At 71.9% G+C, this 21,952-nt stretch carries 19 protein-coding genes; 10 read left to right on the top strand and 9 right to left on the bottom strand.

Annotation, left to right across the window (positions count from 1 at the left end):
• The first annotated feature begins 2 nt into the window (after nt 1-2).
• Nucleotides 3-383 (top strand): DUF779 domain-containing protein, encoded by a 381-nt coding sequence (locus tag ACFQS1_RS22885; RefSeq protein WP_378971674.1) that lies wholly within the window; start codon nt 3-5, stop codon nt 381-383.
• 285 nt (nt 384-668) lie between these two features.
• A complete protein-coding gene (locus ACFQS1_RS22880) occupies nt 669-1,487 on the top strand; it encodes a polysaccharide deacetylase family protein (RefSeq protein WP_378971671.1) in 819 nt (272 codons plus the stop codon).
• Nucleotides 1,488-1,529: 42 nt separating this feature from the next.
• On the opposite strand, the gene ACFQS1_RS22875 is transcribed toward ACFQS1_RS22880, so the two are convergent.
• The gene (locus ACFQS1_RS22875; protein ID WP_378971668.1) at nt 1,530-1,895 is read right to left on the bottom strand and encodes a DUF3499 domain-containing protein; all 366 of its coding nucleotides are present in this window, start codon (nt 1,893-1,895) and stop codon (nt 1,530-1,532) included.
• 185 nt (nt 1,896-2,080) lie between these two features.
• On the opposite strand from ACFQS1_RS22875, the gene ACFQS1_RS22870 reads away from it, so the two are divergent.
• On the top strand, nt 2,081-2,554 hold the full coding sequence (locus ACFQS1_RS22870; protein ID WP_378971666.1) for a metallopeptidase family protein: 474 nt from the start codon (nt 2,081-2,083) through the stop codon (nt 2,552-2,554).
• A gap of 12 nt (nt 2,555-2,566) precedes the next feature.
• Here the strand turns inward: ACFQS1_RS22870 and ACFQS1_RS22865 are convergent, their stop codons facing one another.
• The 3 genes from ACFQS1_RS22865 to ACFQS1_RS22855 form a co-directional block, all read right to left on the bottom strand.
• Nucleotides 2,567-2,824: a WhiB family transcriptional regulator gene (locus ACFQS1_RS22865; RefSeq protein WP_015619224.1), complete on the bottom strand. Its 258-nt coding sequence runs from the start codon at nt 2,822-2,824 to the stop codon at nt 2,567-2,569.
• A 293-nt stretch (nt 2,825-3,117) separates the two neighbouring features.
• Nucleotides 3,118-5,622, bottom strand: a complete 2,505-nt coding sequence (locus tag ACFQS1_RS22860; RefSeq protein WP_378971768.1) for a bifunctional FO biosynthesis protein CofGH — start codon at nt 5,620-5,622, stop codon at nt 3,118-3,120.
• A 131-nt stretch (nt 5,623-5,753) separates the two neighbouring features.
• Nucleotides 5,754-6,782 carry a hypothetical protein gene (locus tag ACFQS1_RS22855; RefSeq protein ID WP_378971664.1) on the bottom strand — a complete coding sequence of 343 codons (1,029 nt, stop codon included), beginning with the start codon at nt 6,780-6,782 and terminating at the stop codon, nt 5,754-5,756.
• Between the two features lie 112 nt (nt 6,783-6,894).
• Between ACFQS1_RS22855 and cofD the strand changes: the two genes are divergently transcribed.
• The 3 genes from cofD to ACFQS1_RS22840 all read left to right on the top strand — a co-directional run bounded on the left by cofD (nt 6,895) and on the right by ACFQS1_RS22840 (nt 9,673).
• Nucleotides 6,895-7,851 carry a 2-phospho-L-lactate transferase gene (gene cofD / locus ACFQS1_RS22850; RefSeq protein WP_378971661.1) on the top strand — a complete coding sequence of 319 codons (957 nt, stop codon included), beginning with the start codon at nt 6,895-6,897 and terminating at the stop codon, nt 7,849-7,851.
• On the top strand, nt 7,848-8,957 hold the full coding sequence (locus ACFQS1_RS22845) for a coenzyme F420-0:L-glutamate ligase (RefSeq protein ID WP_378971659.1): 1,110 nt from the start codon (nt 7,848-7,850) through the stop codon (nt 8,955-8,957). Before cofD ends, ACFQS1_RS22845 begins: the two co-directional genes overlap by 4 nt.
• Before the next feature lie 155 nt (nt 8,958-9,112).
• Nucleotides 9,113-9,673, top strand: a complete 561-nt coding sequence (locus ACFQS1_RS22840) for an NUDIX hydrolase (RefSeq protein WP_378971656.1) — start codon at nt 9,113-9,115, stop codon at nt 9,671-9,673.
• A gap of 300 nt (nt 9,674-9,973) precedes the next feature.
• Here the strand turns inward: ACFQS1_RS22840 and ACFQS1_RS22835 are convergent, their stop codons facing one another.
• Nucleotides 9,974-11,899: a hypothetical protein gene (locus ACFQS1_RS22835; protein ID WP_378971653.1), complete on the bottom strand. Its 1,926-nt coding sequence runs from the start codon at nt 11,897-11,899 to the stop codon at nt 9,974-9,976.
• A gap of 346 nt (nt 11,900-12,245) precedes the next feature.
• Here ACFQS1_RS22835 and ACFQS1_RS22830 point away from each other — a divergent pair, with 346 nt between their 5' ends.
• Nucleotides 12,246-14,186 (top strand): acetoacetate--CoA ligase, encoded by a 1,941-nt coding sequence (locus ACFQS1_RS22830; protein ID WP_378971651.1) that lies wholly within the window; start codon nt 12,246-12,248, stop codon nt 14,184-14,186.
• Here ACFQS1_RS22830 and ACFQS1_RS22825 read toward each other — a convergent pair.
• On the bottom strand, nt 14,164-14,883 hold the full coding sequence (locus ACFQS1_RS22825; protein ID WP_378971649.1) for a TIGR03089 family protein: 720 nt from the start codon (nt 14,881-14,883) through the stop codon (nt 14,164-14,166). The two genes, ACFQS1_RS22830 and ACFQS1_RS22825, sit on opposite strands and share 23 nt — an antisense overlap.
• 160 nt (nt 14,884-15,043) lie before the next feature.
• Here ACFQS1_RS22825 and ACFQS1_RS22820 point away from each other — a divergent pair, with 160 nt between their 5' ends.
• From ACFQS1_RS22820 to lexA, 3 genes are all read left to right on the top strand, one after another.
• On the top strand, nt 15,044-16,192 hold the full coding sequence (locus ACFQS1_RS22820) for a glycosyltransferase family 4 protein (protein WP_378971646.1): 1,149 nt from the start codon (nt 15,044-15,046) through the stop codon (nt 16,190-16,192).
• 19 nt (nt 16,193-16,211) lie between these two features.
• Entirely contained in the window at nt 16,212-17,327 is a 1,116-nt protein-coding gene (locus ACFQS1_RS22815) for a mannose-1-phosphate guanylyltransferase (RefSeq protein ID WP_378971644.1), read from the top strand.
• 83 nt (nt 17,328-17,410) lie between these two features.
• Nucleotides 17,411-18,034 (top strand): transcriptional repressor LexA, encoded by a 624-nt coding sequence (gene lexA / locus ACFQS1_RS22810; RefSeq protein WP_378971641.1) that lies wholly within the window; start codon nt 17,411-17,413, stop codon nt 18,032-18,034.
• 32 nt (nt 18,035-18,066) lie between these two features.
• On the opposite strand, the gene ACFQS1_RS22805 is transcribed toward lexA, so the two are convergent.
• The 3 genes from ACFQS1_RS22805 to ACFQS1_RS22795 all read right to left on the bottom strand — a co-directional run bounded on the left by ACFQS1_RS22805 (nt 18,067) and on the right by ACFQS1_RS22795 (nt 21,920).
• Nucleotides 18,067-19,428 carry a peroxidase family protein gene (locus tag ACFQS1_RS22805; protein ID WP_378971639.1) on the bottom strand — a complete coding sequence of 454 codons (1,362 nt, stop codon included), beginning with the start codon at nt 19,426-19,428 and terminating at the stop codon, nt 18,067-18,069.
• 81 nt (nt 19,429-19,509) lie between these two features.
• Nucleotides 19,510-21,108, bottom strand: coding sequence for a putative bifunctional diguanylate cyclase/phosphodiesterase (locus ACFQS1_RS22800; RefSeq protein WP_378971637.1), 1,599 nt, complete (start codon nt 21,106-21,108; stop codon nt 19,510-19,512).
• Nucleotides 21,105-21,920, bottom strand: a complete 816-nt coding sequence (locus tag ACFQS1_RS22795; protein WP_378971634.1) for an SAM-dependent methyltransferase — start codon at nt 21,918-21,920, stop codon at nt 21,105-21,107. Before ACFQS1_RS22795 ends, ACFQS1_RS22800 begins: the two co-directional genes overlap by 4 nt.
• Nucleotides 21,921-21,952 lie beyond the last annotated feature (32 nt).

The raw sequence follows: 21,952 nt of genomic DNA, 5'->3' as shown, positions 1-21,952 counted from the left end.
AGATGACGGGGAAGGCAACTCGGGTGGACGTCACTCCCGCGGCCGCCGACCTGATGCGGCGGCTGCGGGAGCTGCACGGCCCGCTGATGTTCCACCAGTCCGGCGGGTGCTGCGACGGCAGTTCGCCGATGTGCTACCTCGAGGGCGAGTTCCGCACCGGCCAGTCCGATGTGCTGCTCGAGTCGCTGCGGATCGACGGGGTGGCCGAGCCGATCACCTTCTGGATGTCCGCCGCGCAATTCGAGCTGTGGAAGCACACCCATTTGACGGTGGACGTGGTCCCGGGGCGCGGCGCCGGCTTCTCGCTGGAGGCGCCCGAGGGCGTGCGTTTCCTCATCCGTTCGCGCCTGCTCAGCGAACAAGAGCTGGGCGAGCTGTCCTGAGTCTCCCGGGGGAGGGATCGTGGCGTAGCCGGATGGCTACGCCACGCCTCCATTTTGGGGGCATTCATCCGCGTGACCGAGCGGCACGTATTTCCTGGTGTGAAACGGCTGATTCGCTGGCTGTCCAAAAAGGCCGCAAATATCCGCATTCCGGCGCTTCTTTCGCGTGACATAGCTCCCGAAAGCATGCCAAGACGCGCAGGGCGGCTGGTGGTGGAGCGCTCCCGGCAGGCACTGTCGTGGTTCGAGCCGCCGATGGCACTCGAGCCGCCTGGGGAGGGTTTGATGCGGTTGCCGCAATCCCGGAAGCTGCTACTGTTCGGCCTTGCCGTGCTCATGGTGGGTCTGGCCGGGCGGGCTTTCGCGGGCACGACGCCGGGATCGCGTACGGATGCGAAACCGGCAGTCTCGGCGCCCAGCGCGACCAAACGCCCGGCGAAGCCGAAGCCGTCGCCGTCCAAGAAGGCGGTCGCCCGGAAGGTGTCGGCGCGCAAGGGCGTCGGCCCGGCCGGCAGCAGGATGACCACCGGCACCAAGGCCGTGGCGCTCACCTTCGACGACGGGCCCGATCCGAAGCAGACGCCGCAGATCCTGAAGTTGCTGGCGCAGCACCACGTGCACGCGACGTTCTGCCTGGTGGGCCGCAATGTGCGGAAGCATCCAGAGCTGGTGCGGCAGATCGTGGCCGCCGGGCACACCCTGTGCAACCACACCTGGGGGCACGACCTCGAGCTCGGCAAGAAGCCGGCCGCCCAGATCCGGGCCGACATGGCGCGCACCGATGCGGAGATCCGCAAGGCCGCGCCCGGCGCGAAGATCAAATACTTCCGGGCGCCCGGTGGCAACTTCACGCCCGGCGTCGTCGCGGTCGCCGGCTCGATGGGCATGGGCTCGCTGTACTGGAAGGTCGATCCGCGCGACTGGGACCACCCGAAGGGCGAGACGCCGGCACAGCACCGGGCCAAGGTGATCCGGCGGGTGGAGCACAACACGCACGCGGGGGCGATCGTGCTCTCGCACGACTACGCCCAGCCGGACACGATCGCGGCCTACCGCACGCTGGTGCCCTGGCTCAAGAAGCGATACGCGCTGACCGCGCTGTGATGAGTGGTCGCTCGCTTTCCGAGCCTGGCCAGTGCGTCGGCGTCAGTGCGTCGGCGGGATGACCCGCAGGTGGCCGCGGCGGCCCGTCTGGTGGCCGGGCAGGTCTCGCTCGTCGGAGCGCGGCGGCGGGGCCGGCGGGCGGGCCGCCTCGCGCACCGCGTCGGCCAGCGCGACCAGGTCATCGGTGGTGGGGGGCGGGGGCGCGAAGTCGCCGTCGTGCCGCACGAGCTCCCAGCCGCGGGGGGCGGTGAGGCTGCGCGCGTGCGGCTCGCACAAGTCGTACGTGTGTGGCTCGGCGAACGCCGCGAGGGGGCCGACGACGGCGGTCGAATCGCTGTAGACGTAGGTCAGTGTGGCGACCGCCTGTCGGGGACAGCCGTTCCGGGAGCAGCGCCGTGGGGACCTCACGGCGGCACGTTATCGCCCCACGGGCTCACGTGGGGGGCGTTGCCGCGCGACACGCCGACCCGCGCGCATCACGATTCGGACGACACGCCAACTCGATGGGGCGAAAACATCCGCCCCTCCTCGGGGGACACGCGGCGGAGCCCGGCTGCCACCGTGCGCCGCCGCCGGAGGACTAGGCTTGCAGGGTGACCACGAGCCCCGAGCGCCGCCGCAGCGAGAGGGCGACGCGCAAAGCCGGTCCCGGACACCCGGCCCGGCGCGATCGGCACGGTCGCGGCCTGCGCGGCCGGCTGGTCCCGGCCACCGTCCCGCTCGCCCGCACCAAGGCCGAGATCTTCGATGACCTGGTGCTCGACACGGTCGAGAGCCTCGAGCGGCGGTATGCCAAGGAGCTGGCCGGCGTCGAGTTCGCGGTGGAGGACGTGCCCCCCGACCTCAACGTCTACGACTCCGACGTGCTCGAGGACGGCGAGGTGCCGCTGGCCCGGCTGCTGCCCGGGCGTCCCGGCCGGCAGGAGCTTCCCCCTCGGATCGTGCTCTACCGGCGGCCGCTGGAATTCCGGGCGATGGACCGCGAGGACCTCGCCGACCTCGTTCACGATGTGATCATCGAGCAGGTCGCCAACCTGCTCGGGGTGGATCCCGACGAGCTGTCGTAAGGCCGGCCTCGGTCAGGCCACGCGCCGCTTCAGCTTGCGGCGCTCGCGTTCGGACAGCCCGCCCCAGATGCCGAAGCGCTCGTCGTGGCCCAGCGCGTACTCGAGGCATTCGGCCTTGACGTCGCAGCGGCCGCAGATCCGCTTCGCCTCGCGGGTCGACCCGCCCTTCTCCGGAAAGAAGGCCTCCGGATCGGTCTGCGAACACAGCGCCCGCTCCTGCCACTCGGGCGCGTCCCCGAGCAGGTCTACCCCTTCAACCTGCGCTTCCATCGGCGTGCCTCCCAATTTCCGCGCCGGCATCGCTGCCGGCGCTGACCCCCCACGCACGCGGCGTGTTTTTTGCGGGCCTTGAACCCCTCCTGCCCGCAACCCCACCGAAATTACACGCGTGTAAGACGTGCGTCGTCAAGCCGAACCTGATAAATAGGCCCGTTTCCCCGGCGCGCCTTCGGCGCGTCGTGGTCCCGTTCCAGCCCTATCTCTCCGGAGCCGCACAGGGTTACGCCGCCGAGGCGCGTCACGCCCAATTTAACCCGATTTGTGATCTCGGGCCAGAGTCTGTCCTAACGACGGCCATACACCGTGGTGCGCTCCACGGCCGGGCGGCCCGCCGAGGCGGCCAGTTCCTTCAGCTCGGCGACGGTGCGGGCCGAGCCGTGCTCGGAACCGGCCATGCGCGAGATGGTCTCCTCCATCAGCGTGCCACCGAGATCGTTGCAGCCGCCGTTGAGCATCGCCTTGGTGCCCTCGTCGCCGAGCTTCACCCAGGAGCACTGGATGTTGCCGATCCGGCCGTGCAGGAGGATGCGGGCCATCGCGTGCACGACCCGGTTCTCCCGCCAGGTCGGGCCCGGGCGGGCGATCCCGGCCAGATAGATCGGGGCGTTCGTGTGGATGAACGGCAGCGCCACGAACTCGGTGAAGCCGCCCGTCACGTCCTGCACGCCGGCCAGCACCCGGAAGTGGCCCAGCCACTGCCGCGGGTGGTCGACGTGGCCGTACATCATGGTCGAGCTGGACCGGATGCCCACCTGATGCGCCGCGGTGACGACCTCGACCCACGTGCTGGCCGGCAGCTTGCCCTTGGTGAGCACCCAGCGCACGTCGTCGTCGAGGATCTCGGCGGCGGTGCCGGGGATCGTGTCGAGGCCCGCCTCGCGCAGTTCGGCGAGCCACTCCTTGACCGGCACGCCCGCCTTCGAGGCACCGGTGACGATCTCCATCGGCGAGTACGCGTGGACGTGCATGCCGGGCACCCGCTGCTTCACGGCGCGCACCAGATCGGCGTACGCGGTCACCGGCATTTTGGGGTCGATGCCGCCCTGCATGCAGACCTCGGAAGCGCCGTCCCGCCACGCCTGCTCGGCCCGGTCGGCAACTTGCTCGACGCTCAACCGGTACGCGTCGGCGTCCTGCTCGCGCTGGGCGAACGCGCAGAACCGGCAGCCGACGTAGCAGACGTTGGTGAAGTTGATGTTCCGGTTGACGACGTAGGTGATGTCCTCGCCGTTGACCTCCTTGCGCAGGTCGTCGGCGATGCGGGCCAGCTCGTCCAGCGCGCTGCCGTCGGCGTTGAACAAGGCCATCGCCTTGTCCTCGTTCTTCTTCTCCAGGAGCGCGGCCGGGTCCTCGGCGGCCAGTTTGAGGCCTTGCAGCACATCGGTGGGAGTGCTGCTGTCGCTGCCGCTCTTGACGTGGGCCGCGACCTCTTTCCAGTCGCCGTAGACGTCGTCGAAGTCTGATCTTTTCGCCGCGCTGCGGCCCGTCGTGTCGATAGTGGCGAACAGGTCGATGCGCCCGCTTCCCATCGCGTCATCGGGCTCCTGCCACGGTTTTCCGGCTGGCAACGCGCTTTCGTCGGCCAGGCCGTCCGCGCCGGCCAACGCCTTGACATGCGGCGCCAGGCGCGGATCCAGCCAGCCCTCGTTCGCGCGCTTGACGTACTCGGGGTAGATCGTGAGCCGCTCCCGCAGGACAAATCCGGCTTCGGCCGATTTTTCGCGCAGTAGCTCGATCTGTGGCCACGGGCGCTCGGGGTTGACGTGATCGGGGGTCACCGGCGAGACGCCGCCCCAATCGTCGATGCCGGCCCGCAGCAGCAGGGCGAACTCGGCGTCGATCAGGTTGGGCGGGGCCTGGATGCGGGCCCGCGGGCCCATGATGACCCGGGCCACCGCCACCGTCGCGGCCAGCTCGCGCAGCTCGGCGTCGGGCATCCCGCGCATCGCCGTGTCGGGCTTGGCCCGGAAGTTCTGGATGATGACCTCTTGGATGTGGCCGAACTCGCGGGCCGTGCGCCGCATCGCGAAGATCGCGTCCACCCGCTCGGCCCGGGTCTCGCCGATGCCGATCAGGATGCCGGTGGTGAACGGGACCCCCACCCGGCCGGCGTCGTCGAGCACCCGCAGGCGCACCGCCGGCTCCTTGTCGGGCGAGCCGTAATGCGGGCCGCCCGGCTCGGACCACAGCCGGGTCGCGGTGGTCTCCAGCATCATCCCCATGCTCGGCGCCACCGGCTTCAGCCGCTGCAGGTCGGCCCAGCTCAGCACGCCCGGATTGAGGTGCGGCAGCAGGCCGGTCTCTTCCAGCACGGCGATCGCGCAGGCCCGGACGTAGTCGAGGGTGGAGTTGTAGCCGCGCTCGTCCAGCCACTGCCGGGCGGCCGGCCAGCGCTCCTCCGGACGGTCGCCCAGCGTGAACAGCGCCTCCTTGCAGCCCTGCGCGGCGCCCTGGCGGGCGATCTCGAGGACCTCCTCACGCTCGAGGAAGGCGGCGGGCAGGCGGTGCGGCACGGTGGCGAACGTGCAGTAGTGACACCGGTCGCGGCAGAGCCGGGTCAGCGGGATGAAGACCTTTTTCGAGTACGTCACGACGCCCGGCCGACCGGCCTCGCGCAGGCCCGCGTCCCGGATGCCGCCGGCGATCGCCAGCAGATCGTCGAGCCGGTCGCCGGTCGCGGCCAGCAGGGCGACCGCCTCATCGGTGTTCAGCGCCTTGCCGTCCGCGGCGCGGCGCAGCGCGCGGCGGATGCTCGCGTCGGTCGGAACCGGCTCCTCCCCCGGCGCCACCGTGGACGGGACTGAAGACTCGTTGGCTGCAACCACGCAGTGCAGCCTAGGCCGGAAAGTCGCGGGTTGCGCCGGTCGGGCCCGGGCGCGCGCAGTGGAATAGGACACGGCGGCGCCCGGGGCACATCGGTCTACGGACGGGGCGGGTCCTGGTCGGCGGGGCCGAAACCGGGACGTTCGTCGCCCAGTTTCTGGGTGCGGTCGTTGATCTCGCCCTGCGGGACCACCTGGGTGGGCTCGGCCGGCGCCGGGTAGGTCGTGGCCGGGTAGGTCGATGCCGGGTAGGTCGATGCCGGCGGGGCCTCCGGGGCGGGCGACGCCGGGGCCGGCACGCCCGACGCCGGGACGGCCGAGGCCGGGGGCGGGGCGAACGGGCCCGGCGGGACCGGCTGGGTGGGGCCGGCCGACGGGTGGGGAATCGGGGCGGCAGGCTGGTTCCAGGCCGGGGCCGGCTGGCCGTACACGCCCGGGCCGTAGCCCTGCTGACCGGGCGCCGGCGGGTAGCCGCCGGGCGGCGGGGGCGGCGGGAAGCCCGGCTGGCCCGGCTGACCCGGTTGACCCGGTTGACCCTGCTGGCCGGGCGGCGGACCGTAGCCCGGCTGACCCGGGTACGTGCCCGGCTGGTTGTAGGCGGGCTGGCCGTACATGCCCGGCTGGGGCTGCGGCTGCTTCGGGCGCGGCGTGTAGAACATGTTGCGCCAGATCTGGAAGACGGCGTACGCCGCGACGGCGAACACCGCCAGCCAGGCGACCCGGGCGAGCAGGCCCTCCAGCGCGCTGCGGGCGCCGTTGTGGTCGGCCTCGTTGATCAGGCCGATGAACACGCCGAAGACGATGCCGAAGAGCGCCATCACCGCGTACTCGATGACGGCGACCAGCACGATCAGCTGCGCCTTGGGGTGCCGCGGCTGCACCAGCACCGCCAGCAGCACCGCGGCCAGCGGGAAGCCGATCGTCTCGAGATTGACGAAGGCCCCGAAGCTGGCCTGCGTGCGGTAGCTGAACTGGCCCTGCCCATCCGGGATCAGATCGAGCAGCGCCAGGAAAATGAAGATGGCGGCGGCACCGACCAGGGCGTACACCGCGAGGTCGCGGAGCGGGCGAAGGTACTGGCCGGCCGTCTTGACCTCGCCCGGCACGGGCTGCGGTTGGCTGGTCACGGTTTCTCCCTGACGTGACGATTTGTGGTCGGCCCAGCGTAGACCGCCGCCGCATCGGCCACCGGACACCCGGCGGGCGGTTCTGTCATACCCGTGCGGGAGGATGGCCGACATGCGGATCGTGGTCCTTACCGGTGGCATCGGCGGTGCGAAATTCCTCGTCGGCGTGCGGGCGCACGCCCGGGCGATCGGCGCCGAGGTCACGGCCGTCGTCAATGTCGGCGATGACGTGCGCATGCACGGCTTGCAGATCTGCCCCGACCTCGACAGCGTGATGTACACGCTGGGCGGCGCGCACGACCCCGAGCGGGGCTGGGGCCGGGTCGGCGAGACCTGGGTGGTCAAGCAGGAGCTCGCCGCCTACGGCGTCGAGCCGTCGTGGTTCGGCCTGGGCGACAAAGACACGGCCACCCATTTGGTACGCACGCAGATGCTCACCGCCGGCTATCCCCTGTCCCAGGTCACGGCCGCCCTGTGCGAGCGCTGGAAACCCGGGCTCACCATGCTGCCGGCCACCGACGACCGGCTCGAGACGCACGTGGTGGTCGACGTCGAGGGCGAGCGCAAGGCGATCCACTTCCAGGAGTGGTGGGTCCGCTATCGCGGCGACCTGCCCACCCACCGCTTCGTCTTCGTCGGCGCCGACGCGGCCAAGCCGGCCCCCGGCGTGATCGACGCGATCGCCGGCGCCGACGTGGTGCTGCTCGCCCCGAGCAACCCGGTGGTCAGCATCGCCCCCATCCTCGCGGTCGAGCCGATCCGCGAGGCGATCGCCACCGGCCGGGCGCCCGTCGTCGGCGTCTCCCCGATCATCGGCACCTCCCCGGTGCGCGGCATGGCCGACAAATGCCTGGCCACCCTGGGCGTCGAGGTGAGCGCCGCCGGCGTCGGCGGGCTGTACGCCGCCCGCCGCGACAACGGCCTGCTCGACGGCTGGCTGGTCGACACGTCGGACGCGGGCGCCGAGGTCCCCGGCGTGCCGACCCGCGCCGTGCCGCTGTGGATGAGCTCCGAGGAGGCCACCGCCCACATGGTCGCCGACGCCCTGGCCCTGGCCGGTGTGGCATGACCGCCACCGACGGCCTCGAGATCCGGCCGGTCCGCGGCATCGGCGACATCACTCCCGGCGACGACCTGGTCGAGCTCATCGCCGCCGCGGCACCCTGGCTGGCCGACGGCGACGTCCTGGTCGTAACCAGCAAGATCATCTCAAAGGCCGAGGGCCGCCTGGTCGAGGTCCCCGCCGACGGGCCCGAGCGCGACACGGCCCGCGCCGCCGCCCTGGCCGCCGAGACCCGCCGCGTGGTCGCCCGCCGCGGCCCCACCGCGATCGTCCAGACCCGCCACGGCTTCGTGATGGCCGCCGCCGGCATAGACGCGTCCAACGTCGACAAGACCCACCTGGTCCTGCTCCCCGCCGACCCCGACGCCTCGGCCCGCGCCCTGCGCGACGGCTTCCGCGCCCGCGGCCTGCACGTTGCGATCGTCGTCTCCGACACCATGGGCCGAGCCTGGCGCAACGGCCAGACCGACGTCGCCCTGGGCGCCGCCGGCATCGCCCCGTTCCGCGACCACCGCGGCGAGACCGACCCGTACGGCAACGAGCTGCAGGTCACCCAGATGGCCGTGATCGACGAGCTGGCCGCCGCCGGCGAGCTGGTCAAGGGCAAATGCGACCAGGTACCGGTCGCCGTGGTCAGAGGTTTCTTTCCCTCTGACACCGCGGGCGCTCTTCGAAGTGTGAGCGAGAATGCCGATCCGGGCGCTCGCGCCCTCCTGCGCGACGCGGCGAGCGACATGTTCAGCCTGGGCACCGCCGAGGCGCGCGCGGCCGGCCTGCTCGACGCCGCGCTGTTGCCCGAGGCCGGCGAGCGGGCGCTGGCCGGTCTGCCGGTCGACGACCAGGCGGTCGGGCGTGCGCTGGCCGCGGTCGCCCCCGTGCTGGCCCGAGGCACCACCGTGACGCCGGCCGACGTGCTGCCCCACAACGGCGCGACCGCCGCGCTGCACCTGACCGCCCGCGACACCACCCCGGCGGGCTTGATGCGGTTGGGCGCCGACGCCCACCGGCTGCGGGCAGCCCTGGCCGCCGAGTCGATAGCGACGGTCGTCCTCCCCCACGAGGACGGCATCCGCCTCGACCTGTCCACCCTTGCCCCCGAGAGCGACCGATGAGCAGGCCCGCTAAGGAAGGCATCCGCCTCGACCTGTCTACCCTTGCCCCCGAGAGCGACCGATGAGCAGGCCCGCTAAGGAAGGCATCTGCCTCGACCTGTCCGCCCTGACCCCCGAGAGCGACCGATGAGCAGCCCCGCTGATGAGGGCAACCGATGAGTGACGTCCTGCACGCGGACGCGATGCGGGTCCTCTCCGCGTGGCGGGCCACCACCGAGGAGGGCGACCTGGCTCGCAAGCGGGCCCTCGAGTTGCTCGCGGAGGGCCCCGGGACGCTGACCCGGGCGCATCGGGCCGGGCATCTCACGGCCAGCGCGCTGGTGGTGGACGCCGACGGCCGCGTGCTGCTCTGCCTGCACGGCCGGCTGGGCAAGTGGATGCAACTGGGCGGCCACTGCGAGCCCGGCGACACCACCCTGGCCGAGGCGGCGTTGCGCGAGGCCACCGAGGAGTCCGGCATCGACGGCCTGACCCTGGACCCCGACCCGATCGACGTGGACGTCCACGACGTCCGGTGCGGCGCCGGCGACGGCACGCCCGCGACCGGTTCCACGCACTACGACGTGCGCTTCCTGGTCCACGCCCCGGCCGGCGCCACCGAACACCTCAGCGACGAGTCGTCGGCGCTCGGCTGGTTCCGCGCCGGCGAGCTCCCGTCACCGCTGGCCTCCGCCACGGCGCGGCAGATCCCACCGGCGCTCTCCCGCCTGGTCTGACCGCGCGCCCACAGTTTGTCGGGCCGCGGGCGTCACCGGTTTGGCGCACGACGCGCGTCACCGGTTTAGCGCACGACGCGCGTCAGGGTTCGGCGCACGACGCGCGCGTCACGCTTTGACACGCGACGCGTGCGTCAAGCCTTGGCACACGACGGGCGCGTCACGGTTTGGCGCACCGCTAGCTTCCGCCGCTTGTCGCATCGCGCGCGTGGCCGCAGTCTGTCGGAGCGCGCGCGTGGCGGCGGTTTGTCGGAGCGCGCGTGGCCGCAGTTTGTCGGAGCGCGCGCGTCGGGTCGCCGGTCAGTCGGTTTCGCTGGGGCCGCGCTGCGCGGGGATGTCGAGGGGCCGGGTCGGGTCGTCGGCGAGTTCGTCCTGGGGGCGTTCCATGTTCAGGACGGTCAACGAGCGCTTGCCGGGGCGGGTCGCCTCTTGGTGATCCTCGGCGGAGGGCGGAACGATCGGGCTGGTGGGATCCTCGGCGAAGCGGGGGGCCTCGGCCTCGGCGATTGAACTCGGCGCGTCGGTCTCGGTGGTCAAGCTCGGCGCGTCGGCTTCGGCGGCTTCCGCGGTCTCGGCGGCCTCAACGGTCGAGACCGGCACTCCGGCGTCGGCGAGCGTGGCGTCGGCGATCGCGGGCGAGGCCTCGACGTCGGCGATCGCGGGCGAGGCCTCGGTCTTGGTGTCGACATCGGTGTCGGTGATTGACCTTGGGATCGGGGCATCGGCGCGCGGGGGTGGCGGGCGGAACGCGAGCACGTCCGTGGTGTCGCCGGGGCGGGAGATCAGGGCCGGGCGGATCACCTGGGTCTTCTCGTCGTCGACCGTCTTGTCCGCCAGGCGGATCACCTGGGTCTCGTCGCCGCCCACGTCCCTGGTGGCTCGGGTGGACAGGTCGCGCGTGCGGTGACCGGGCTCGGCGCCGGGGGACCGCACGGGGAACTGCAACACCTGGCTGGTGTCGCCCGGCTTCGGGAGCTTGATGACCTGGGTGCTGTCCTCCGGGTCCGGCGCGGGGAACGGCACCACCTGCCGCCCCGGATCGCTGCCGCCCACGGGCAGGTGCACCACTTCGGCCGAGTCGCCTACCGGGAGGCGCACGACCTGGGTGCGCTCGTCGGCGTCGCCCACCGGAAGCCGCACGACCTGGGTGCGCTCGTCGGCGTCGGCCACGGGCAGCGGAATGACGGTCGACTTGTCGGGGTCGGCGACGAAAGCCACGACGGTCGTCTCGTCATCCGGAGCCTCGTGCGGCGGCGCTTCGGTGGCGGCGGTGGGCTCGTCCCCCGCCTCGGGCAGCACGACGGCCTTGAACACCGAGACGGTCTCACCCTCGGCGGCCGTGTCGGAGTCGAGCGCCGAGTCGGAACCCGAGGTCGCGTCAGAGCCGGAGGCCGCGTCGGAACCGGAGGCCGCATCAGAGTCGGAGGCCGCATCGAATCCGGAGGCGGCATCGAATCCGGAGGCGGCATCGGAATCGGGCGTTGCGTCGGAGTCGGGCGCGTCGGCGTGTGTGGTTGCGACCGTTTTCTCGTCCGACGGGGCGGCGCCGTCCGGGAGCGCGACCGGGGAGCCCACCGCGACCGTGAGATCGTCGCGCGCAGGCCCGGGCAAGGGGGCAGTGGCGTCGGCGGCGTCGTCGACCACGATCGTGGTCGAGTCGGCGGGGGGTGAGGCAACCCGCAGGACGGTCGTGGGGTCGGCGTCCATGTGCGGGAGAGCGGGCCGCGCGCCGATCACCGTGGTCTGGACGACGGCCAGCGGGGTGCCGTGGGCCGGGGCGGCACCGCGGGCGCGGCCGATCTGGCCGATCAAGGGCAGGACCGGCGGCTCGTACTTCTCCCAGCGGCGGGCGCTCAACGCCGTACAGATCAACGGGACCGCAAGCAAGGCGGCCAGGCCGTAACCGGGGCGCGAAACGTCGAAACCGTCCTTGGCCACCGACGGAGGCCAGACGTCGGCGTAAGCCGACGGGGCCAGCAGGGCCCACGCGGCGATCGCCAGATAGGCCAGCCCGGCCAGCAGCGGACCGGCCGGGGAGATCGGGCCGAGCACGAGGATGCCGTAGGCGGCGCCGGCCAGCAGGAGCAACAGCAACCCGGTCAGGTTTTCCACGGCGAAGCCGTCGCGGCCGCGGGCGGTCAGGTCGCCGGTGAGGCCCACACCGGTCAGCACCCAGGCAGCCGGCGCCAGGACGAGCGAATAGAGGATCGACCTGATGTGGCGCAACGTGTACTCCCCGGGTGGGTGCTGCTCCAGGACGCTACCCGCGCCGGGCAACCTCCGGTGGGGCCGTCCCGGACCCCTCATGGTCAACTGCACCAGCACAAGCGGCGAAATTGCCTCGGGCGGCCGGGCACAGTTGATGACCGATCAGCCACCCGTCGATGTGGCCCGGCAACCCGGTCGCGTCCCGGGTGTGGTGCCGCCGGACATGGACGACCGGCGCCGGCCGCACGCAGAATCGGTCGTTCAAAGGCGCGGCTGAGGCGGCGGTCGGAACGCGCGACCGAGGCGGCAGAAGGCGTGGCCGAGGCGGCAGAAGGCGCGACTGAGGCAAAGTTAAGGTGTGTGCATGACGGGCACAGTGCTGTGGGAACCGCCGGCCGACGTTCGCGAGACCACCCGCATCGGTGACTATCTGCGCTGGCTGCGGGGCCGCGGCCACGACTTCGCGAACTACGAGCGGCTGTGGGAGTGGTCCGTCACCGACCTGCCGGGCTTCTGGCAGTCGATCTGGGACTACTTCGAGGTGATCAGCCACGACCCGCCGACGGCCGTGCTGGCCGACGCGAGCATGCCGGGGGCGAAATGGTTCCCGGGCGCGACGCTCAACTATGCCGAGCACGTGCTGCGCATGCCGGGACGCGACGACGAGGACACGGTCGTCATCGCGTACTCGCAAACTCGCCGGCCGATCAGGCTGACCGCGCGGCAGCTGCGCGACCAGGTGCGGAGCGTGCGTGCCGGGCTGAAGGCCCGCGGGGTCGGCAAGGGTGACCGGGTCGCGGCCTATGCCCCGAACATCCCCGAGACCTACGTGCTGATGCTGGCCGCCACGAGCCTGGGCGCGGTCTTCTCGTCGTGCGCGCCGGAGTTCGGCAGCCGCAGCGTGATCGACCGGTGGAGCCAGATCGAGCCCAAGGTCCTCGTCGCGGTCGACGGCTACAAGTACGGCGACAAGGCGATCTCGCGCGCCGAGGAGACCGCCGCGATCACCGCGGCCATCCCGTCGATCGAGCACGTGATCACCATTGGCTACCTAAATCCTGAAATAAGCAATTGGCCCGGATTGTCGGGCGAGGAGCCGCTCGCCTTCGAACCGGTTCCGTTCGATCATCCGCTCTACGTGCTCTACAGCTCGGGCACCACCGGCCTGCCGAAACCGATCGTGCACGGCCACGGCGGCATCCTCCTCGAGCACCTCAAGATCCTGGCGCTGCACCACGACCTGGGCCCGGAGGACCGGTTCTTCTGGTTCACCACGACCGGCTGGATGATGTGGAACTTCCTGGTCAGCGGCCCGGCGGTGGGCGCGTCGATCGTCATGTTCGACGGCAACCCCGGCTTTCCCGACATGTCGACGTTGTGGGATCTGGTGGACGAGGCGGATATCTCGTACTTCGGCACCAGCGCTCCCTTCCTCATGGCCTGCCGCAAGGCCGGCCTGCGCCCCGGCAAATCGCGGCTCAAGGCGGTCGGCTCCACCGGCGCGCCCCTGCCTCCCGAAGGGTTCGACTGGGTCTACGAGGCGGTGGGCACGCAGCTGCAATTGCAGTCACTTTCCGGGGGTACGGACGTGTGCACCGGCTTCGTCGGCGCCAGTCCCCTGCACCCGGTCCGCGAGGGCGTGATCGCCTGCCGCTGCCTGGGCGCCCGGGTCGAGGCGTACGACCCCGCCGGCAACCCGGTCATCGACCAGCTCGGCGAGCTGGTGATCACCGCGCCGATGCCGAGCATGCCGGTCGGCTTCTGGGACGACCCGGACGGCAAGCGCTACCGCGAGGCCTACTTCGACGTCTTCCCGGGCGTCTGGCGGCACGGCGACTGGATCACCATCGGCGAGGACGGCAGCTGCGTGATCACCGGCCGCTCCGACGCGACGCTCAATCGCGGCGGCGTTCGCCTGGGCACGGCCGAGTTCTACTCGGTGGTCGAGGCGTTGCCCGAGGTCGTCGACTCGGTCGTAGTGCACCTCGAGCAGGCCGGCAACCCGAACGGCGAGCTGCTGCTGTTCGTGGTGCTCGCCGACGGCGCCGAGCTGACCGATGAGCTCGTCGGCACGATCCGCCGCGAGCTGCGTACCGCGTTGTCCCCGCGGCACATTCCGGACGAGATCTTTCAGGTACGGGCGGTGCCCCGCACCCTGTCGGCGAAGAAGCTCGAGGTCCCGGTCAAGCGCATCCTCACCGGCACCCCGGTCGAGTCGGCCGCCGCCAAGGGCGCGCTGGTCAACCCGGACTCGCTGGTCGCCTTCGAGGAGCTCGCCGCGGTCAGGCGGAAAGAACGACCGTGACCTTCTCGGCGAGGGTGCGCGCGTCCAGCTTGGCCGGGTGCAGGTTGGCGCAGAGCACCACCGACGCGCCCACGGCCAGCGGCGCGAAGAGCCAGTCGGCCGGGTCCGGATAGGCGCGGGTGTCGACCAGCACCCGGTCGCCGGCGGTGATGCCGAGCTCGGCCGCCCGCTCGGCGGCCGTACGCATCACCGCGAGGTGGCTCAGCTCGACCGGGCCGGCCAGCGCGCGGTCGTCGGGCGAGACCGGCGCGCCGCGGAAGTGGTCGCCGTAGTTGCGCACTTCTGTCACATAGTCGACAGAACCGGGCGGCAGCTCGCGCAGCGGCATGGCGAGCGGCAGCAGGCCGGTGGCGAACCGGTCGGTGGCCGGCCACTCGGTCACCGGCTCCACCCCGGCGAACAGGGCATCCACCGCCTGCGGGCGGCCCGGGAAGGCCACCGCGAGGCCGGCCGACCACGCGCCCAGCGCGATCGCCGCCGTCTGCCAGTGCGGCGGGAGCAGCACCGCGGCCGTGTCGCCGGGGCCCAGCCCGAGGCCGTCGACGACGAGGTTCGCCGTCTTCGACACCCAGTTGTCCAAGGTCGCGCCGGACAGCTCGGTGCGGTCGCCGGAGGCGTCGTCGTACCAGGTCAGCAGCGGAGTGGTGGGGTCTCGCCGGACGGCCGACGTGAGCGCCTGCGGGATCGTCGTGTGCACCGCTCCCACGATAATCGCGTCACCCTGGGTAACCGATCCTGGACGGGCAATGAGTTCCGGGAAACGCCGCGAATCAAGCGGTGCCGCCGTCACGTACCCGATGCATTCCGGGCGTAGGCTTGCCAGTGGTCTGAATTACAACCTCTTTGGGAGTTGCCTCGTGACCGCCGGTCGCCCCCCGCGAGTGCTAGTCGACGCCACCAGCGTCCCCGCTGATCGGGGAGGTGTCGGCAGATACGTCGACGGCCTCCTCGGCGCCCTCGGCCGGCTGGATCCCGACCGGGTCGATCTAGCCGTCGTGGCGCAGCGTTCGGATGCGGAGCGTTACAGCCGCATGCTCGGCGACGCCGAGGTGATCGCCGGCCCCGCCGCCGTCGCCCACCGTCCCGCCCGCCTCGCCTGGGAGCAGACCGGCCTGCCGCTGCTCGCCCAGCAGGTCGGCGCCAGGGTGCTGCATTCGCCGTTCTACACCTGCCCGTTGCGGGCCGGCTGCCCGGTGACGGTGACCGTGCACGACGCCACCTTCTTCACCGAGCCCGAGCACTACGACAACACCAAGCGCACCTTCTTCCGCAGCGCGATCAAGACGTCGCTGCGCCGCGCCGCGCGGGTGATCGTGCCGAGCAAGGCGACCCGCGACGAGCTGATCCGCCTGCTCGACGCCGACCCGACCCGCATCGACGTGGCGTACCACGGCGTCGACCAGGCCGCCTTCCACGCCCCGTCCGAGGAGGAGAAGGCCCGTGTCCGGGCCCGCCTGGGCCTGGGCGACTCGGGCTATGTGGCGTTCCTCGGCGCCAAGGAGCCGCGCAAGAACGTGCCCAACCTGATCCGCGGCTGGGCCCGCGCGGTGGCCGACTGGCCGCACCCGCCGGCCCTGGTGCTCGCCGGCGGCCAGGGCCACGACGACGAGATCGACCGCGCGGTCGCCGAGGTCCCGTCGCACCTGCGCCTGCTGCGCCCGGGCTATCTGCGCTACGCCGACCTGCCCGGCTTCCTCGGCGGCGCGCTGGTGGCGTGCTATCCATCCTTCGGCGAGGGTTTCGGCCTGCCCATCCTCGAGGCGATGGCCTGCGCGACCCCGGTGCTGACCACGCCGCGGCTGTCCCTGCCCGAGGTGGGTGGCGACGCGGTGGCGTACACGACGGAGGATCCCGACCGGATCGCCGCCGACCTGGCCGACCTGCTGCACGACGAGCAGCGCCGGATCACCCTGGCCAAGGCCGGCTTCGACCGGGCCAAGGAATTCACCTGGGCCTCGAGCGCGGAAGTGCATGTCACCACGTGGAAACGAGTCGCGACCTCCTGAGCCACTACACTCTGTGCGCATGAGTGAGCAACGGGGTGCGCTGTACGGCGTGGTGCTGGCGGGCGGCACCGGAACACGCCTCTGGCCCCTTTCGCGGGCCGGTCACCCGAAGTTCCTGCACCCGCTGACCGGCACCGACGCGTCCCTGTTGCAGGCCACGGTGGACCGTCTCGACGAGCTGACCGACCCCCACCGGATCTTCGTGGTGACCGGCGTCGCGCACGCCGCGGCCGTCTCCCGCCAGCTCGCCGGCGTGCCCGAGGAAAACGTCCTCGTCGAGCCGTCCCCGCGCGACTCGTGCGCCGCGATCGCGCTCGCCGCCGCCGTGATCGCGCGCCGCGACCCGGAAGCGGTGATGGGCTCGTTCGCCTCCGACCACCTGATCTCCGACAAGGCGCATTTCACCGAGGTCATCCGGCAGGCGACGGCCGGCGCCCAGCAGGGCCTGCTGATGACGCTGGGCATCACGCCGACCCGCCCCGAGACCGGGTACGGCTACCTGGAGTGCGGCGGCGTGATCGGCGACGGCCCGGTGCTGGCGGTCGCCGAGTTCAAGGAGAAGCCGTCGTACGACGTGGCCGAGAGCTACGTGAAATCCGGCAACTACCTGTGGAACGCCGGCATGTTCGTGTGGCGGGTCGACGTGTTCCTGGCCGAGCTCTCCCGCCAGCAGCCGCAGCTCGCGGCCGGCATCTCCCGGATCGCCCAGGCCTGGGACTCCCCGGCCCGCGAGGAGGTGCTCGGCGAGGTCTGGCCGACGCTGCCGCGCATCTCGGTCGACTACGCGGTGATGGAGGGCGCGGCGACGGTCGGCCGGGTCGGCACCGTTCCCGGCGACTTCGGCTGGAACGACGTGGGCGACTTCCACACGCTCGGCGAGGTGCTCGCCTCCGACACCGCCGGCAACGTCGTGGTCGGACACACCGACGAGAACAAGCCGGGCGTGCTGCTGCGCGAGACCGAGGGCCTGGTGGTCGTGCCGACGACCGGCCGGCTGGTGGCCGCGATGGGCGTCCGCGACCTGGTCATCGTGGACAGCCCCGACGCGGTGCTGGTCTGTCCCCGCGACCGGGCGCAGGAGGTCAAGCAGCTGGTCGACCAGCTCAAGGACGCGGGCGAGCTCGGCTACATCTGACCTTCCGGCGCCGGCCGGCGGCTTCCGTCACCCGTTCGACGGCGATTAGCACAAATGATCGAGAAATGTAGTATCGTCACGGCATGGCTTCCCCAGCGCCGGAGCTCACACCACGACAGCGACAGATCCTCACGATGATCCGCGAGTGGGTCGATCGGCACGGCTATCCGCCGACCATGCGCGAGATCGGGGCCGCCGTCGGCCTCGCCTCTCCGTCCTCGGTCGCCCACCAGCTCAAGGTCCTCGAGGAGCACGGCCACATCCGCCGCGACGCGCGCGGCTCGCGGGCCGTGGCGCTCTCGGCCGACAAACCCGATGCGGTGATGCGGGCCGACGACGTTCGCGTCCCGCTGCTCGGCCAGATCGCGGCCGGCACGCCGATCCTGGCCGACCAGCACGTCGAGGACGAGTACACGTTGTCGCAGAGCCTGGTCGGCCGCGGCACCCTCTTCGCCCTGCGCGTCAAGGGCGACTCGATGATCGACGCCGCCATCTGCGACGGCGACGTGGTCGTGGTCCGCCAGCAGCAGACCGCGGAAAACGGCGACATCGTGGCCGCGCTGATCGACGAGGAGGCCACGGTCAAGGTGCTGCGCACCGACGGGCGCAACGTCGACCTGGTGCCCCGCAACCCGGCGTACTCGGTGATCCCCGGCAACAACGCCGTGATCCTCGGCAAGGTGGTGTCGGTCCTCCGGCGCGTCTGAGACGCGACCGCCCCGGCCGCCGGGATGACGGCCTAGCCTGCCCCCATCATGATCAGATCGGCCAGGGCGAGCTCCGCCCCCGCCGCCGGCAGCGTGGGCCGCCAATCCGGCTCCGCGCTCAAATAGCTGGTCGGGTCGGCCCGCAACAGCCCGATCAAGACCTCCGCCACGATCCGCCCGCCCACCGGCCCCAGCCGGTCCCCGTTGTCCCCCCGGCTCTCCGCCTCCTTGAGGATGTAGAACCACAACGGCGTGCCCTCCGACCACGGCTGCCCCAGCTCCTCCGCGGTGAGCGGCGACACGCCCATCGCGCGGGCCACCGCCTGCCCGCTGGGCAGCTTCGTCGTCTCCCCGCGCAGCAGGTCACGCACCGCCAACGACCGGTACGCGCCCATCCGCACCTCGCCCGTCACCTGCGACGGCAGGCCGATCAGACTGGCCGCCAGCCGCCCGTCCAGCCGCTTGGCCCGCTGCGCCGGCGGACGACCCGGCACGTCGAAGATCTGGGTCAGATCCAGCCGCCGATCGGCGGGCAGCGGCCCGAATCCCACCAGATCGGGGAAGAGCGCGAACGACGGTCCGCCGGCCACGAGCCGATACGAATGGCGAATCTGCCCGTGCCCGTACCGATAAGCGGCGTCCGCGAACTCGAGCGGAATGAACGCGTCGGCGGGCGCGAACCACCGTCCCCCGGCGTCGAGCACGTCGCCGACCAGGTCGCCGCCCACCAGCCGGGGCAGGAAATCGTGCACCACCACCCACTGGTAGTGCCAGGTCAGCACGTTCCGAGCCCGATCGAAGACCCGGGCCGGCGGCACCCCGTCCGCCCGCAGCCGGTCCACGATCTCGTTGTGCGCGCGCAGCAGGGCCACGTGCAGGCTCAGCGAGAACAGATGCACATCGTTGCGCGGGTCCCCGATCAGCGCCGTGCCCTGCTGGTTGCGCGGCACATCCCCGCCGTCCGGCCCGAGCAGGAACTTGGCCGGATCGCCCACGTCGTACAGGAACGGCGAGCCCACCGGCCCGTCCGAGTAGAGGATCTCCAGGTCGAGCTTCGGCGCCCGCGCGTTGCGCAGCGCCGCCGGGTCGGTGCCCCCGTCGATCGCCGACCGGTCCGCCGTGATGTCGTGCGCGACCAGCTGCCCGAAGAACGGCCACCCCGCCGCCTCGGTCGCGTCGTCCCCGCCCGGCGCCAGCGAATCCAGCACCGCCGCCGCGTCGCAGATCCCGCCGGTGTCGCCCGCCCGGATCAGCAGCTGCGGATCCGCGCCGAGCGGCGCCAGATGCGGAAACATCCGCCCGTACCGCGCCGCCCCCGTCGGCCGATCGACCGACCGCACCGGGCTGAGGCAGTGATCCCGGGCCGCCAGGTGGCTGCCGTGCGAGATGGTCATCGTCCCTCCGAGGTTCGGCTACCCAGTGGTCCCGCCGTCACCGCCTCGACGGAGGTCGCGCCGGCGAGGACAAGCCGGTAGTCAAGCGACATGGAAGCCGCACCCGGCGACACAGCCGCGCGAGTCGGCGGGGGATGGCCGGCCGAAGTGGTAGCCCTGGCCGGTGTCGCAGCCCAGCGACCGCAGCAGCGCCTCCTGCTCGGCAGTCTCGATCCCCTCGGCCGTCACGGTCAGGTCCAGGGCGTGGCACAGGGCGATCGTGTGCCGCAGGACCGCGGGCTCGGCCAGGAACTCGGCGGCCAGCTTGACCGTCGAGATCGGCAGCTTCGACAGCAGGGACAGGCTCGAATAGCCGGTGCCGAAGTCGTCCATGGCCAGCCGTACGCCGAGGTCGGCGAGGCGCCTGAGGGCGGCGTACCCGTCATCCAGCGCGACGCTCTCGGTGATCTCCAGTTGCAGGTTGCCGGGCGGCAGGCCGGCCCGGTGCAGGATGTCCGCCACGTCGGCCGGCAGCGTCGGCTCGCTGAGCTGCAACGGCGACAGGTTGACGCTGACCATCAGGTCGTGCCCGGCTCGCCGCCACCGCGCGGCCTGCCGGCAGGCCCGCTCGAGTACGTGCCGGCCGAGCGGGCGGATCAGGCCGGTGTGCTCGGCGAGCGTGATGAAGTCGGGCGGGCCGAGCAGCGGGCCGCCGGGGCGCTGCCAGCGGGCCAGCGCCTCGGCGCCGATCACCGCGCGGTCGGCCAGGCGATAGAGCGGCTGGTAATACGCCACGATCTCGCCGTTGTCCAGGGCGGACGGGAGGTCGGCGGCCAGGCGGTGCCGGCGGCGGTCGGCCTCGGCGCGGGCCGGCTCGAAGACGGCGTGGTCGCGGCGGTCCTGCCGGGCCCAGCCGAGCGCCAGTCGCGCGTCGCGCAGCCGGTCGTCCGGAGCTCCGCCGCCGGCCGCCTCGACCAGGCCCGCCCGCACGTCCACATGCAGCGGGAGCAGGACCCGCCGGGCCTCGTCGGCGACCTTCGGCAGGTCCTCGGCCACCAGGGCGAATTCGTCGTTGCCGAGATGCGCCACGAAAACGCCGGTGAGCTGCCGCAGCATCGCGGCGACCGCGGTGAGCAGGGTGTCGCGGCCGAGGGTGTCGGCGAGCTCGGGAAAGCGGTCGATGCCGAGCAGGCAGAGCCCGATCCCGTCGCCGGCCGCGAGGTGCTGCCGCAGTTGCTGCTCGTTGGGCAGGCCGGTCACCGGGTCGTGCTGGAGGCGCTGCTGGAGGTCGGTCTGGACCCGTCGCCAGTGGATCTTCTCGGATCGGTTCATCTGCTCGGCGGCGCCGACCGCCGCGTTGCGCTGCGCGGTCACGAACCCGGTCGTGACGTGTTCCAGCAGATCAAGGACCCGGACACGTACGATCGAAAGATCGCCCCCGATCAATGGGGGCAGCTCCGCCGCGAGCAGGTGCACGGTCATCCCGATCACCGGCGGCGCCGACATCCGCAGGTCGACGAGCTCGGCGCCGATCCGATCCCCGACGGAGGCGTCGAACGGCTCGGCGCGGACGGCCGCGACCAGCTCCTCGAGCAACTCCTGAAGGGCGGCGCGGGCCCGGGCGCGTACGCCGGGGACGAAGCCCGCACGCGCGATGCCCCGCAGCCACTCCTCGGCCAGATCGGCCCTCGCCGGCCTCATCGTTTCCGCGCCACCGCGACCAGCGCCGTCGGCTGCGGCGGATCGTCCGCCTCGTCGGGGTCGGGATGCCAGTCGGTGGCGCTCGCCACCCCCGGCGGCACGAGCTCGAAATCGTCGCCGATCAGCGCCGCGATCTGCTCCGGCCCGCGAATGATCACCGGAGTCGGGGTGCGCTCGTAGAGCTTGCGGACGCGCTCTTGCGCCTCCCGCCCCTCGGGAGTTGGCTCCGGCCCGGCGTGCGACAGGACGAGGTAGCTACCGGAGACCAGCGAATCGCCGAGCCGCTTGAGGATCCCGGCCGGGTCGGCCGAGTCGGGCACGAAATGCAGGACCGCCACGGTCAGCACCGCCACCGGCTCGGAGAAGTCGATCAGGCGCAGCACGTCGGGGTGATAGAGGATGCCCTCCGGGTCGCGCAGGTCGCCCTCGATCACGTGGGCGTACGGGTTGCCGTCGAGCAGGCTGCGGCTCTGCTGCACCGCGATCGGGTCGATGTCGACGTACATGACCCGGGCGTCCGGGCTGGCCTCCTGCGCGACCTCGTGCACGTTGCCCAGCGTCGGGATGCCCGATCCGATGTCCAGGAACTGCCGCACTCCCGCGCCGGCGAGCCAGCGCACGGCCCGGCCGAGGAAGGCCCGGTTGGCGCGGGCGATCAGGGCCGCCCCGGGGAACGCCGCCTCCGCGCGGTGCCAGAACTCCCGGTCCACGGTGAAGTTGTGCACGCCGCCGAGCGCGTAGTCGTAAACCCGCGACGCGTCCGGAACCGTGATGTCCACACCGTCCGGCACCCATCCATAGTCCTCGGCCATCCGGTTATTCAAGTACGTATATCGATCGAGGG

Origin of the sequence: Paractinoplanes rhizophilus, from assembly GCF_042664765.1 — a bacterium.
Taxonomy (GTDB): Bacteria; Actinomycetota; Actinomycetes; order Mycobacteriales; family Micromonosporaceae; genus Actinoplanes; species Actinoplanes rhizophilus.
The sequence above is the reverse complement of the archived record's forward strand: the minus strand, read 5'-3'. Positions and strand labels throughout refer to the sequence as shown.